This window comes from Vagococcus carniphilus, from assembly GCF_014397115.1.
In the GTDB taxonomy this organism is placed as follows: domain Bacteria; phylum Bacillota; class Bacilli; order Lactobacillales; family Vagococcaceae; genus Vagococcus; species Vagococcus carniphilus.
Window position 1 is genome coordinate 1,911,711 of the sequence record NZ_CP060720.1, and the last position, 14,335, is coordinate 1,926,045.

The following is a 14,335-nucleotide window of genomic DNA, read 5'->3' on the forward strand; positions in this document are numbered from 1 at the left end:
CTATCCATCCTTTAAGGTAAAGTTATTCTATTAACTGAAACATCTGTCATTTTTAACCAATCATGACTTATGTCTTCAAATATTTTTTTAGAACCTGTCATAAAAAATTCGTGGCTCTTTTCTTTTTCTGTTGCATCTGCTGCGATATCATAATAGTCAAGAAGCATACTAACTTCGCTGACAGCTTCTGCTCCTGAGTCGATTAATTCAACCTTGTCACCCATTTCTTTTCGAATTAAAGGTCGAAGTAAAGGGTAATGGGTGCAACCCATGACTAACGTATCTATATCTTTTCCTTCAAAAGCAGATAAAGTTTCATGAACAACTTGTTCTGCCACTTTTGACTCATATTCTTTACTTTCAACAATCGGAACAAACTTGGGACATGCTAAACCATAAACATCTGTTTTAGGAGATTTTTTATGAATAGATGACACGTATTCTCCACTATTAATCGTAGCTGCTGTTCCGATAACGCCTATTTTTTTATTATTCGTTAGTTTCAAAGCTGCTCTTGCCCCTGGATTAATTACTCCCACAACTGGAATGCGAATGGTTTTTTTTATATCTTCCAAGGCAACTGCCGTTGCGGTATTACAAGCGATGACTATCATCTTCACATTTTTCTTTAGTAAAAATTGGGTCATTTCCCATGTAAATTCTTTAATTTGTTCAACAGGTCGTGGACCATATGGGCATCTCAATGTATCACCAACGTAATAAACTGTTTCATTGGGTAATTGTTTCATAGCTTCTTTGACAACGGTTAAACCACCCACTCCAGAGTCTAGAAAACCAATTGGATTATTATTACTCATTTGATCGACCTCTTTATCTATTTTCTCTCTCTATTTTCCCTTGATTAAAAAAGAATTTCAAGTTTTTTTCCAATATTTAAATAAAAGATTACTATTCTTACACTTCTGTTAGATGCTTGTAAGTTCATTCTATGTCGAATTTTAGCTATTTTCTTCATAATAAAACATGAGGAGTGAAAAAAATGCTAAATTTTTTTAAGAATAACTATGGAAAAACAATGCTTATCTATTTATCTTGGTGGTTCATCTTATTTGGAACTTCAGCTATAGTAAAGCTATTAATTAGTCCTAAATATTACATGCTATTTTTCTATGGTGGTGTCATTTTAGTCACGTATATTATTTACTTAGTCATTCCATTTATTAAATTGAATCGCTTAAGATTTAATCACTATATCAAATCAATTAAATTGCAAATGACTTTTCAGAGTTGGGTAGTATCTATTTTGCTTCTACTAATACTCTTTTTAGGAATTGGCGTTCATTCTAAACTAGGTCAAACAGAACTTATTCTAGCAAGTTTTGGTGGTTTTAATTGGTTCATTTATATGCAACCACCTCTAGTTGAAGAACTATTATTTCGTGGTTTAATTCCTAGTTTTTTTTATAAAACCAGTACTAAATTCCTTGTATCAAACACTTTATTTGCAACGCTACATATAAAACAAGGGTTTCAAGGAATTATTATTTCGTTTATTCTAGGTGCACTATTATATTTTTTAGTTAAATATACCCAATCTCTTATTCCTAGCATGCTAGCCCATTACATTATTAATGCTAATTTATCTCTAGCCCTACTCAGCGTTCTTTTTCTGACAATGATTCTTATTATGTTTTCAATTGTCAAAACTAAAAAAGAAACTAACCACTATGAGAGGTTGTAGTCAAAGTGAAAATCACTTATCCTACAACCTCTTTTTTCTATAAAGTTATACTTGGCTTAGCATTTAATGACCAATCAGCAAAATGACCTTTTTTAGCTTCAATAAAACCTGCCGCTCCAATCATTGCTGCGTTATCTCCACACAACTTAAACGGAGGAACAACAAAGTCAACATCAACTAGTTCTGACTCAACAGCTTGTGTTAAACGTTCCCTTAATCCTTTATTAGCTGCAACTCCACCAGCCATAACTAATTGTTTAACATCATATTCCTGACAAGCACGAATTGTTTTTGAGACAAGAACATCTATAACACTGCTTTGAAAACTTGCAGCTAAATTATTATTATCCAAGGTCTCATTACGTTGTTCTGCATTATGAACTAAATTGATAAACGCACTTTTTAGTCCACTAAAACTAAAATCAAAATTATCTTCTTTCATCATAGCTCTTGGAAAATGATAAGTATCTTCTCCTAGATGAGCCATCTCATCAATTTCTTTTCCACTTGGGTAGCTTAATCCTAGGACCCGTCCAACTTTGTCATAGGCTTCACCACAAGCATCATCTCGTGTTTCACCAATAATTTCATAACTACCATGTTCTTTCATATAAACAAGTTCTGTATGTCCACCACTGACTAACAGAGCCATCATAGGAAAACTCATTTCTGATACAAATCTTGATGCATAAATGTGGCCACTCATGTGGTTAACCGGAATAAGCGGTAACCCGTTTGCCCATGCAAAACTTTTTGCTGCTGTTAAACCAATTAAAAGAGCTCCAACTAAACCTGGTCCATACGTTACTGCAACTCCGCCTAGCTCATCAACTTTAATATCAGCTTCCTCAAGAGCTTCTTCCATACAGCCAATAATCTGCTCTACATGGTGTCTACTAGCCACCTCAGGAACAACTCCACCAAAACGTTTATGACTATTTATTTGTGAGGCAATGATATTAGATAATATTTTATTACCGTCTTCAATAACAGCCACACTTGTTTCATCACAACTACTTTCAATAGCTAATATTAATCTTCGTTCTTTATCTTTAAATATATCCAAATTCTTCACTTCCTATAATGTTAGCTTTAAAATCAAGCCATCTTCTTTAGGAGCTTTATAGTAATTCTTTCTAAGTCCAATTTCTTCAAACTTAAAAGAACGATAAAACCCTAAAGCACTTGTATTACTTTGTCTCACTTCTAAAAAAAGCGAGCTAACTTTCATTTGCTTTAAGTTCTCAATAGCTTCTTTCAATAACTGAGTTCCTATTTTTTTTCGCTTAAAGTCTTTTGATACACTAACCAACTCAATTTCAGCTTCATCTAGAACAACTGAAATAATAATAAAACCTACTAAACACTTTTTCTCAAAGGATAAGAAAATAGCTTTATTTTCTGACTCAAGCGACTCTAAAAACTGTTTTTCACTCCATGGTGATTTTTCATTAAAACTTTGTTCACTCAGTAAAAAACAAGCTTTAGCTAATTCTTCATGACTTAGTGCTACTGACTCTTTTTTCATTCATTCTCCTCTATCACATAAAGCATGTCTAAAGCATCTTCTTGATTGTCTTTATAATAGTTAGGTTTAATACCATTCGTAAAAAAACCATACTTTTCATAAAATGATATAGCAACACGATTAGATGCTTTTACCTCTAAACTTAAAGTTAAACAGTCTTTTCTGATGGCAAAAAGTTCAGCTTGTTTTAACAATTCTTTCCCTAATCCTTTTTGTTGAAAATTTGGTAGAACTGCAATATTAGTGATATGAGCATCAGATCCTTCTATTCGGATACCAATAAACCCTACTAATTCTCCGTGATTAAGTGCTTTTAAATATAAGCCATTCTGTTTCTTATTTAGCTCTATCCAAAAAACGGTATAACTCCAAGGTGATTTACCGTAGACTTGTTTTAATAAGTATTGCAGCACATAAATATCCGTGATTTTAGCAACTTCGAATGTAATGATTTCTTCTCCAATTTCCACTTGCTTATAACTCACTTCTCTTTTATTTTTAAACGTCCTAAACTCTTTCCACATAGTTAGAATCCTCATTTGACACATGCTTTTCTAACCATTTTTCTTCTGCTTCAACTTTTTTCAAATAACGAGGGGTAAATTTTTCAACACTCTCTATTTCACTGTATAAATTTTCTAATACTAAGAATGACGCTGGATTAATTTCATTATTTAAAGGTGACTCATCGTATTGCATTTCTTTATTTTCTCTTTGATTAATTAAAGAGATGAATTCAGGTAAATCTGCTCCAACAAAAAAGATTGGTTGATTTACTTCAGCTAGTTGATCTAGCCATGATTCAAAAAAGATATGTTGATCCCCAATAACTGAAATAAGTTGATTATCCTGCCATTGATAAGCACCAGTATAAACATTTTGTCTTCTAGCGTTAATGATTGGAACAATTAAACCATCAAATTTTTTCTTAGACGCTGCAATTAAAGCTAAACTCGATACACTATAAAGTTTTAAATTTAATGTCCAAGCCAATGTTTTAGCTGTTGTAACACCAATCCTTAATCCTGTATATGACCCTGGGCCTTCTGCAACAATAATTTTTTCTAAATCTTTTGGTTGTTTGTTGTTAGACTCAAACAAGAAATCAATTGCAGGCATTAACGTAGTGCTATGATTTTTTTGAGTGGCAGTAAAATAACTACCTATTAATTTGTTATTTTCTCCTAAACAAAGTGACATACTTTGATTGGAAGTATCTATTCCTAATACTGTCATTTACATCGACCCTTTTTTCTTTGTATTCTGGTATATTGTAGCATATTTTAGGTCATTCGCCCATATTTGTGTTATCTCTAAAACTAGACAATAAAAGGCAAAAGCAACTTTTACTTAATTGCTTTTGCCCATCACTATTCATATTTATATGAACCATAAGTTGTTTTCATTTCAAATAAAAGTGAAATTAAATGCTCATGATAAGGGATAAAGTCTCCAATTTCCATCATTTTTCTAATCTCTTCAAGTGTTGCCCATCTGACATCTTGAACTTCTTCTACTTGAAGAACAACTTCATTGATATCAACATCTTCTTCAATCAAGTAATAGTCCTCGAATCCCTTGGTAAAACTAACCGATAGCTGTGGCAATTGTCCTTTAAGGGAAAAATCTAAACCTAGCTCTTCTTTAATTTCTCTTTGAGCTGCCTCCGCGCTTGTTTCACCACTAATCGCACTACCACTTACAGAAATATCCCACATATTAGCCCAAGTTTTTTTAGTGGATTGTCTTTTTTGAATTAACATTTGATTCTTTTTATTAAAAATACATCCTCCAATAACAATTCGATATTCATCTGTTTTTAGCTCTTCATCACTAATAACTGTTTTGGATAATTTTACTCTATCTACAGTATACGCATCCCATTTCTCAACCAAATGCCTCATCCTTTTTTGTTATTTTCTTGTATCTTTAATTTTAATCTTCTCGACGACTGTTTGTCTAACTAATAATATCGTAAAAATGACCCCTTCTACTTCAAAAGAAAATCCTTTTTCGACTTCACTTGGATAAACACTTGTACAATAACCACCTAAAGTAACATTCCCATTGGGGTCTTCCATATCATCTAAATTGAAAAAATGTCTAATTTCATCTAATTCAATTTTGCCTTCAACTAAATATTCATTTATTCCAATAGACTGAATCTTTTCTTTTTCAGTATCTAGCTCATCTTGAATATCTCCAACAATTTCTTCAACAATATCTTCAATAGTGACAATTCCAACAGTTCCTCCATATTCATCGACTACCATTGCGATGTGTTTATGATCTTCCTGCATTTTTTTTAAGACATCTTTAACGACCATTGTTTCCATAACCACAATAGGTTTTGCAACTTCTTCAGCAATTAGACGATGATCGTCTATATATGAAGTTCTAACTAATTGCTGCAACGTCACATAACCCATAATTTCATCTTTTGATTCCTTGATAACAGGGAAGCGACTATAACCAACATCTAAAATTTTAGGAATCGCCTCTTTAACAGTCATGTCATAATCTAATACTTTCATATCAAGTCGATTCGTCATAATCTCCTTAACTTGTCTTTCATCAAATTCAAAAATATTAGATAGATACTCAAATTCTTCTTTATTAATTTCACCTTTATCTAAACTATCAGCTGCGACTAATAATATTTCCTCTTCAGAAAGGGTTTCTTCTGCCTCACCTATCATATGAATACCAAAAGCTTTTCCGATTAAATTAGCCGAATGATTTAATAGTTTGATAAATAAATAAGTCATTTTATAAAAAATATGTAATGGCTTAGCTATTGCTAAAACTACTTTCTCAGAATTAGCAATACTATAAGACTTAGGTAGTAATTCCCCTACCACTACTTCTACAAATGTGACCAAAAAGTAAGAAAGAATCAAAGAAACAGTTAGTGAGACACTTTTACTTAATGGTAATTGTCCAATTAATGGGGCTAGTAGTGACCGAACTGTTTCCTCACCAACACCACCAATAATTAAAGTAGTCAATGTAATACCAAGTTGGCATGCACTCAAATAATCATCCAAATGATGAACTAAATGAAGAGCCAATTTGGCATTTTTTTCCCCATTTGCTTCTAGTTGCTCCAATTTAGAAGACCTCACCTTTACTAATGAGAATTCTGCTGCAACAAAAAGAGCTGTAATATAAATCATAACAGCAATGAGTATTAATTTAACACCTATCATTTAAACACCTCAACGTTTTTTACGTTTATTCTAATCAAAAAGAAGCCAAATTTTAGGAAGTCTATTTAGAGAAAAAATTCCTCAAAATTATTCCTATTTACTGGCCTCTTATTTTGATTTATTTTCCTATATTAGGAATAAAAAAGCAATTGTTGCTAATAAATTATTGAAAAAATGGACCATCATACTATCAATTATACGTCCTCTTCTCAAGTAAGCATGACACATCACACCACCTAAAGCCGCATAAATCAAAAACGAAATAATATTGGTTGACTGATGGAGACTTGAGAAAAATAGTGATGTCATAATTAACATAAACCAGTTTGGACTATCCTTAAATAGAGTTACTTTGGGGATACCACGAATCACTAACTCCTCTAAAATTGGAGCTAAAAGAGTCAACTGGATAACCATCAATAAGATAAACCAATTGGATGGACTTTTATTAATAAGCATCCGAATCATCTCATCATTTTGTGATTCAGAATTACCATAAATAAACTCCATACTCAAACCACCAATAAAGGTAATTAAACTACCCGTTAAAAAATACCCAAAGGAAATTCCAACATCTTTTAATGTTAGCTGAATCTTATCTTCTTGATTTTTCTCTTTGTAATATTTCCAAATATAACGAGTAATAAAAAAACTAATAACTAGCCAAACGACTGTAATAAACACATCTAAAAATACAATTTTTTTCCCATACAATACTAAAAATACAGCTGATAGAAAACTGGGCACTTGACTTAATAAAAAGAAACCTAGACAAATCAACCCATTAACAAGTACAAATTTAATCCATTTAGAAACTTTGTTTGTTTCTTTCATATTTCACCCGACACGTCCTTCTTTAAAGTGTATCAATAAATCTTAAAAAGGCTTTTTGTCCATCTTGAGGACGTCTAAAAATTGACTGTTTCGCCATATTTTCTGTTATAACAGCAAGGTTAGTTTCGTTTATTTCGACATCTTGTTTTAAATTAATAACACCAAGCTGGTCAACTGGATAGGCGTCTTCATGAATAATTGCCTCATATGCTTTACTCCTACTAAACTCTGATGAAGCATCTTGTAAAATCATCTCAACAATATAAGCATCTTCTTCTTTTCTAAAGACTGGTAAGACCGAATGTAAATCTTTCCCATCCTCGTCTTTTGCAATAATATCTAAAGACGGATAAGAATATTGTTGCCATTTTAAAGTCACATATTCTAACGCATTCATCAAGTTTTTCTTGGAAGTTGTTTTTAATCGAATAACAGAAGTTGGCCAATTTACTAAAGATGCCTCAACTGTCACAAACCCTGGAATATCAAACATAAAATTATTATCTGCTAAAGCTAATGGCATTTGATTATCACCGCCATATAAGAAGCCATGTGGAGATAGCTTAATCACTTCTGGATCTAAACTCACAAAATAATGAGGATAAACATCTACCAATTGAAGCATCGTTTCTTGTAATTGACGATTCATAACTAAAGGCTGATGATTCTCAGGGGTGAAAATGCTATGTTCACGTAATAAAGGTTTGGGATGATAATAAAATCCCCAACTTTCACCTTTTAAATTCATACGTATTAGTCGCTTATTCGTATTTTCTACCTTACCATGCCCCTCACTTTCAAAACAATAAGGACACATTGTAAACTCACTAGTTGACTGCCATTTTTTTGATTGGATAATAAATGAATAATCATCTAACGTTTCACTTTTATATTGGTTATTTTCCTCATTGACGTAACCATTTGTTAGATTCATCAAATAAAAATAATCAGTCGCCTCTTTCTCGGAAGTGTCGTAATGCTGTGAAAATAACGCATTCACAACTGAGGGTGGTGGCGTTAAGAAACTCATTAATTTAGCATTTAATTCTGCTTTTTCTTCGAAGTTTTTTAAATCAATCAATTCATTTTTTTCAGCTACCAATAACAATTCCTGAACAAGTTCTTTTGAAGATTTAATTTGCGTCTCTTCTTCAATTTCTTCCTCTTCGTTTACTGGCCCTACTAATGCTATTACTTGATTTTCTAGATACAAACGATCTAGTTCCATCCAACCACCTGATTGAAGGGCGATACTAATAAAATCATGAACTACTTTATTCTTAATCATTAACCATGCTCCTCAAAATTAATAGCCATTTGGTCGGCTAACATGCCAAGCCCAAGCTGTTTCAAAGATTGTTTTTATATCTGTATATTGCGGTTGCCATCCTAAAATTTCTTTTGCTTTTTCAGGAGAAGCTACTAACACAGCTGGATCACCAGCTCTTTTTTCAGAAACGGCTGAAGGAATTTCTTTTCCAGTCACAAGACGAGCTTCATCAATCATTTGTTTTACAGAGAATCCTTCACTACTTCCTAAATTAAAAATATTGCTTTCATTTCCTTTTGATAAGTAGTCTAAAGCTAAAACATGTGCTGCCCCTAAATCGACGACATGAACATAATCTCTTACACAAGTTCCATCTTCAGTTGGGTAATCATCTCCAAAAATAGAAATTTTTTCTCGTTGACCCAAAGCTGTCTGCAAAATAATTGGAACTAGATGAGTTTCAGGATTATGATCTTCTCCAATTGACGTATCTAAACTAGCTCCTGCCACATTGAAGTAACGTAAGGCAACAAACTTAATACCGTACGCTTCATCACACCAACGCATCATCTTTTCCATCATTAATTTACTTTCACCATAGGGGTTTTTAGGATTAGTCGGTGTTGTTTCTAAAATAGGAACTTCTTTTGGTTCTCCATAAGTCGCAGCAGTTGAAGAGAAAACTATTTTTTTAACACCAGTTTCTTTCATTACTTCAAGGGTAATTTGTGTTCCATAAACATTATTATTAAAATATTTCAAAGGATTTTCGACAGACTCTCCTACTAATGAACTGGCAGCAAAATGAACCACTCCAGAAATAGACTCTTTTTTAAACACAGATAACATAAACTCTTTATCTCTGATATCACCTTCGTAAAAAGTTGCTTTTTCATGAATTGCTTCTTTATGCCCTGTTAAAAGGTTATCAATAACGATAACTTCTTCTCCTTTATTAATTAGTGCTTGGACTGTATGAGAGCCGATATAACCTGCTCCCCCTAGTACTGCAATTGCCATAACATGAATCCTCCTCTGATCTTTCGCACAATAAGTGCCACTCCTTACTATTTTACACTAAAAATAGACTTATGAATACAGTAAAAAAAAGACTTCTATTGTAAAAATAGACAAAAAAACTGAAGTTAACTCGATTGTTAACCTCAGTTTTCTATTTTTTATTTATTTTAAATCTTTTGCCGCAGCTTCATCTACAATTACGATGACATCTGAATGACTTTGAAGTGCACTTGCTGGTACGGCTTCTGTCATAGGTCCTTCAATTGTGTTTAAAATAGCTTCAGCTTTTTTAGGTCCATAGGCTAATAAAATAATTTTTTTAGCTTGAAGAATTGATTTAATTCCCATTGAATAAGCGTGAGTAGGCACATCTTCTTTTTTAGCAAAGTTACGACTATTCGCTTCAATTGTTGATTCTGTTAATTCAACTTCACTTGTTGTTCCTTCAAAAGAAGCTCCTGGTTCATTGAATCCAATATGCCCATTTTCACCAATACCCAAAATTTGAATGTCGATAGGGTTCTCAGCAATAATTTGATCGTATCGTTCACATTCCTTTTTACCATCAGTTACTGTTCCATCAGGTAAATAGTTATGATTAAATGGCTTTTCATTAAATAAATGTTTCTTCATAAAATAATGATAGCTTTGGTCATTCGTTGATTCTAATCCCACATACTCATCTAAGTTAACAGAATTCATATTAGTGAAATCTAAATCACTTGCAACTAACTCTTTATATAAAGTTTCAGGCGTACTACCTGTTGCTAATCCCAATGTTTTGACATTTCCAGTAGCCATTTCTTCTTTAATAATTTCAAATGCCTTTTTTCCACCTTCAACACTATCTTTTACTTTTATAATTTTCATAAGTACGCCTCCGTAATTTGGTATAGTCCAATTATAACGCCTGATTTATTTAAAGACAAGACTTACGAATTAATTTATTCGATTATTTTTCATTTTAAACTGTTTCGTACTTAGTTTCTCAACGAAATAACGATCATGGCTAACCATAACAATTGTTCCTTTAAAGGTTTCTAACTGACTTTCTAGCCATTCTCTTGTTAAGATATCTAAATGGTTGGTTGGTTCATCTAAAACCAAGCAATTAACCGATTTATTCATTAAACAAGCTAGCTCTAATCTTACTTTTTCTCCACCACTAAGATTACCTACCTGTTTAAACACGTCTTCTTGAGTAAAGTAAAAATACGATAGAATTCTTCGAGCATCTTCTTCAATCAGAGGTACTTGCCCTTTAAAGTAATCAAGTACAGTTTGATTGGCATTTTCATAAGTGATGACTTGAGATAAATAACCAATCTGAACACTTGGTCCAATTTTAATGTCACCTGAATTGATTGCTTCATTTCCTAACAAACATTTTATTAAAGTTGATTTGCCTGCTCCATTGTCTCCAATAATCGCTAAATGATCGCCTCTAAAAACATTAAAAGAAATATCAGAAAAAATGATTTGTTCTCCGTAAGACTTAGAAACACTACTTAATTGAATAACCTCTTTTCCAGATTTTTCTTGAGTGATAAAGCCTTGCTCCTTAGAAACTTTCCTTTCTTTACTAGGATGTGAAATTTTATCCATTGTATCTAATTGTTTCTCTAAACGTTTTGCTTTTTTAAAATGCTTTTCATTGTCACTAATAGCTCCCCAATGTCTGAAACGTCTAATCGCATCTTCAACTTGTTTAATTTCTTTTTGTTGGAGTAAATAATTCTTTTTCAACTCGTCTAACTCTTTTTTTCGTTGCTCTTTAAAAACTGTATAATTTCCTTTATAGCTCTTCAGACTACCTTCATCAATAAGTAAAACAGAAGTTGCAACTTGGTCTAAGAAATATCTATCATGAGAAACAATAACGACTAACTGCTTACTATGCTTCAAATGGTTCTCCAACCAAGTAAGGCCTGATACATCTAAATGGTTAGTCGGCTCATCTAAAAGTAAAATATCATTATTTTCAAGTAAACATCTTGCTAGCTTAGCTAGTGTTTGTTCCCCTCCACTTAAGGAGCAAATGGACTCATCTAGTAAGTGGTCAATCTTTAAACCTGTTGCAATACTTTTAATTGATTCCTCAATTGTATAACCATCTTTTTCTATAAAAGTTTCTTGCAAGTTACCGTATCTAATCATTAAGCGTTCAAGTTCCTGTTCACTTGCTTCAGTCATTTGGGACTCCATTTGAACTAATTGACTTTGAATAGATTTGATTTCTTTTTGTCCATTAAAAATGTAATCATAAACTTTTTCTTGGCTATCAACTAGACTATTTTGCTCTAAGTAGCTGATTTGTTGATTTTTTGAAATAGAAACATGTCCAGCGTCCACTCCTTCAACCCCAGCAATTATTTTAAGTAGAGTTGATTTTCCAGTTCCATTATTTCCCACTAAGGCGACTTTATCTCCGTCATTTAATTGCGCATTAACCTCATTAAATAATTGATTGCCAAACATTGTTTTATTAATTTGATTTAGTTGTAACATAATATCCTCTTTTCTCCATTCGAGGATAAACAAAAAAGGTCGCAGAAATTCTACGACCTTGTTATTTAAAATTCTCTCGAGTTTATCACTGAATGGTCGTTTTCATATTTTTTTCATTAAATTTAGACACACTAATCCAATTTTTAAAAAATACGGAAATAATTGCACGACAAAGGTACAAGAATTTTAATTCTGTTTTGTTATTTAAATTGTCTGTGCTGACCATTGAGTGTTCACCCCTTTACTTATTTTTTTATATTATAGCATAGATTTGAAAAATAAGCCCTAGAAAGAGTTTTTTTATTCAACTGTTACGCTTTTAGCCAAGTTTCTTGGTTTATCTACATCCAAATCGCGTTGTAAACTAGCATAATACGCTAGTAATTGAAGTGGAATAACTGTCACAAGTGGAGTTACCAACTCGTGAACATGAGGAAGTACTATGGCATCAGTTTCTTTTTCTAATCCTTCTAAAGCAATAACCAATGACTTAGCTCCACGAGACTCTACTTCTTTAATATTACCTCTGGTGTGACTTCCCATCTCTTTATTTGAAATTAATGCAACAACTGGTGTGCCTTTTTCAATTAAAGCGATAGTTCCATGTTTCAATTCTCCAGCAGCAAAACCTTCAGCTTGAATATAAGAAATTTCTTTTAATTTTAAAGCTCCCTCTAGAGAAACTGCATAGTCTAAACCACGACCAATATAAAAAGCATTTCTTGTTTCATTTAAGAAACTTTGACTTAATTCAGAGTAATGATCTTTATCATCTACTAAAGATTCCATAGCAGCAGCTACAATCCCTAATTCATGAACAATATCTAATCCCTTAGCTTTTTCTTGTCCTAATTTTTCTCCCAACGCTTTTGCTAAAAAGAGCATTACTGAAATTTGAGATGTGTAGGCTTTAGTTGAAGCTACTGCAATTTCAGGACCTGCATGCAACAATAACGTATGAGTTGCTTCACGTGAAAGAGTTGAGCCTTTCACATTTGTAATTGTTAAAGACGGTAATTTCATTTCGTTAATTTTTACAAGAACTTGGCGACTGTCTGCTGTCTCACCACTTTGTGTTAGGAAAATAAAGAACGGTTTCTTAGATAGAATTGGCATATCATAACCCATCTCACTTGCTAAATGAACTTCAACAGGAATTTGAGTTAGTTCTTCTAACATTTTCTTACCCACTAAACCTGCATGCCAGCTAGTACCACAGCCAACTACATAAATACGGTCGCTCTCCGCCATTTCAGAGACAATCTCAACTGGAATAGTACTTTCTCCTGTTGGTGTCACATACTCTTGAATTAAAGTTCTCATTACGGCAGGTTGTTCATCGATTTCTTTTAACATGTAATGAGGATATAAACCTTTTTCAGTGTCATTCGCATCAATTTCAGCCACATAAAAATCGCGAGTTACTTCTTCATTATCTTTATTTAAAATAAGCATATTTGTTGCTGAAAGGATGATTTTTTCTCCATCCATAATTTCAACAAAACGATCTGTTTCATTAATCATAGCCATTGCATCACTACCAACTAAATTGTAACCATCAGCTAATCCAACTAAAAGTGGACTTTTGTTTTTAGCTAGAAAAATTTGACTATCATCTTCAGTATCAATTAAAGCTAAAGCATATGAACCCTTAACTTCTTCTAACATTTTACTAAAAGCATCAATTGTTGATAAGCCTTGTTTAGAAAAATAATCAACAACCTCAACGACAATTTCACTATCTGTATCTCCTGATAAAGTAATATCAGATAAATAAGTTTCTTTTAACCATTCAAAGTTTTCAATAACACCGTTATGGACTAAACCGAAACGACCACTTTTTGAAAGGTGAGGGTGAGCGTTGTTCTCAGTTGGTTCTCCATGAGTTGCCCATCTTGTATGACCGATTCCAGTACCAGCAGATTCTTTATTTGCAACTAGAGCTTCTAACTCAGCCACACGACCCGGCGTTTTAGTAACAAACATTTCTTCATTATGACTAATCATAATACCTGCTGAGTCATATCCACGGTATTCTAATTTATGTAAACCATTTAATAATATATTTTTTGTATTTTGACTTCCCACTACTCCTACAATTCCACACATACACATTTCCAACTTTCGTTCTAATTTTTTCATTTCTGTTCTGCTTAATTTATCCTCTGTCAAAAACATCACTGTTTTATTTTTAAATAAATTTTTAGAATGCAGTTCCTAGAACCATCCGCCGAAATTTTCGATAAGTTCTATCCTCGTCACCT

General features: G+C 32.7%; 15 protein-coding genes. 1 reads left to right on the forward strand and 14 read right to left on the reverse strand.

The genetic code is table 11. The features are described from left to right. Positions 1 to 11: 11 nt before the first annotated feature. Entirely contained in the window at positions 12 to 818 is an 807-nt protein-coding gene (gene racE, locus H9L18_RS09355; protein WP_126794796.1) for a glutamate racemase, read from the reverse strand. Between the two features lie 182 nt (positions 819 to 1,000). On the opposite strand from racE, the gene H9L18_RS09360 reads away from it, so the two are divergent. Beyond that, positions 1,001 to 1,702, forward strand: coding sequence for a CPBP family intramembrane glutamic endopeptidase (locus H9L18_RS09360; RefSeq protein WP_126794794.1), 702 nt, complete (start codon positions 1,001 to 1,003; stop codon positions 1,700 to 1,702). Between the two features lie 37 nt (positions 1,703 to 1,739). On the opposite strand, the gene tsaD is transcribed toward H9L18_RS09360, so the two are convergent. The 13 genes from tsaD to glmS all read right to left on the reverse strand — a co-directional run bounded on the left by tsaD (position 1,740) and on the right by glmS (position 14,180). After that, positions 1,740 to 2,768 (reverse strand): tRNA (adenosine(37)-N6)-threonylcarbamoyltransferase complex transferase subunit TsaD, encoded by a 1,029-nt coding sequence (gene tsaD, locus H9L18_RS09365; RefSeq protein ID WP_126794792.1) that lies wholly within the window; start codon positions 2,766 to 2,768, stop codon positions 1,740 to 1,742. 12 nt (positions 2,769 to 2,780) lie between these two features. Further along, positions 2,781 to 3,230 carry a ribosomal protein S18-alanine N-acetyltransferase gene (rimI, locus tag H9L18_RS09370; protein ID WP_126794790.1) on the reverse strand — a complete coding sequence of 150 codons (450 nt, stop codon included), beginning with the start codon at positions 3,228 to 3,230 and terminating at the stop codon, positions 2,781 to 2,783. Then, positions 3,227 to 3,754 (reverse strand): ribosomal protein S18-alanine N-acetyltransferase, encoded by a 528-nt coding sequence (rimI, locus tag H9L18_RS09375; RefSeq protein ID WP_185847499.1) that lies wholly within the window; start codon positions 3,752 to 3,754, stop codon positions 3,227 to 3,229. The genes rimI (H9L18_RS09370) and rimI (H9L18_RS09375) overlap by 4 nt, the downstream gene beginning before the upstream one ends. Beyond that, positions 3,738 to 4,466, reverse strand: coding sequence for a tRNA (adenosine(37)-N6)-threonylcarbamoyltransferase complex dimerization subunit type 1 TsaB (tsaB, locus tag H9L18_RS09380; protein WP_126794786.1), 729 nt, complete (start codon positions 4,464 to 4,466; stop codon positions 3,738 to 3,740). The genes rimI (H9L18_RS09375) and tsaB overlap by 17 nt, the downstream gene beginning before the upstream one ends. A gap of 134 nt (positions 4,467 to 4,600) precedes the next feature. Next, positions 4,601 to 5,125 (reverse strand): NUDIX hydrolase, encoded by a 525-nt coding sequence (locus H9L18_RS09385; RefSeq protein ID WP_221884899.1) that lies wholly within the window; start codon positions 5,123 to 5,125, stop codon positions 4,601 to 4,603. 18 nt (positions 5,126 to 5,143) lie between these two features. After that, the gene (locus H9L18_RS09390) at positions 5,144 to 6,439 is read right to left on the reverse strand and encodes a hemolysin family protein (RefSeq protein ID WP_126794782.1); all 1,296 of its coding nucleotides are present in this window, start codon (positions 6,437 to 6,439) and stop codon (positions 5,144 to 5,146) included. A 126-nt stretch (positions 6,440 to 6,565) separates the two neighbouring features. Beyond that, complete coding sequence (locus H9L18_RS09395) at positions 6,566 to 7,273, reverse strand: CPBP family intramembrane glutamic endopeptidase (protein WP_126794780.1); 708 nt, start codon at positions 7,271 to 7,273, stop codon at positions 6,566 to 6,568. Positions 7,274 to 7,295: 22 nt separating this feature from the next. Next, positions 7,296 to 8,561, reverse strand: a complete 1,266-nt coding sequence (locus tag H9L18_RS09400; protein WP_126794778.1) for a hypothetical protein — start codon at positions 8,559 to 8,561, stop codon at positions 7,296 to 7,298. 18 nt (positions 8,562 to 8,579) lie between these two features. Next, positions 8,580 to 9,563: a UDP-glucose 4-epimerase GalE gene (gene galE, locus H9L18_RS09405; protein ID WP_126794776.1), complete on the reverse strand. Its 984-nt coding sequence runs from the start codon at positions 9,561 to 9,563 to the stop codon at positions 8,580 to 8,582. A gap of 162 nt (positions 9,564 to 9,725) precedes the next feature. Further along, the gene (locus H9L18_RS09410) at positions 9,726 to 10,433 is read right to left on the reverse strand and encodes a glucosamine-6-phosphate deaminase (protein ID WP_126794774.1); all 708 of its coding nucleotides are present in this window, start codon (positions 10,431 to 10,433) and stop codon (positions 9,726 to 9,728) included. Positions 10,434 to 10,502: 69 nt separating this feature from the next. Further along, complete coding sequence (gene abc-f, locus H9L18_RS09415) at positions 10,503 to 12,071, reverse strand: ribosomal protection-like ABC-F family protein (protein WP_126794772.1); 1,569 nt, start codon at positions 12,069 to 12,071, stop codon at positions 10,503 to 10,505. Between the two features lie 85 nt (positions 12,072 to 12,156). Then, the gene (locus tag H9L18_RS15565) at positions 12,157 to 12,297 is read right to left on the reverse strand and encodes an RAxF-45 family protein (protein ID WP_376716215.1); all 141 of its coding nucleotides are present in this window, start codon (positions 12,295 to 12,297) and stop codon (positions 12,157 to 12,159) included. Positions 12,298 to 12,371: 74 nt separating this feature from the next. Then, entirely contained in the window at positions 12,372 to 14,180 is a 1,809-nt protein-coding gene (gene glmS / locus H9L18_RS09420) for a glutamine--fructose-6-phosphate transaminase (isomerizing) (protein WP_126794942.1), read from the reverse strand. Positions 14,181 to 14,335 lie beyond the last annotated feature (155 nt).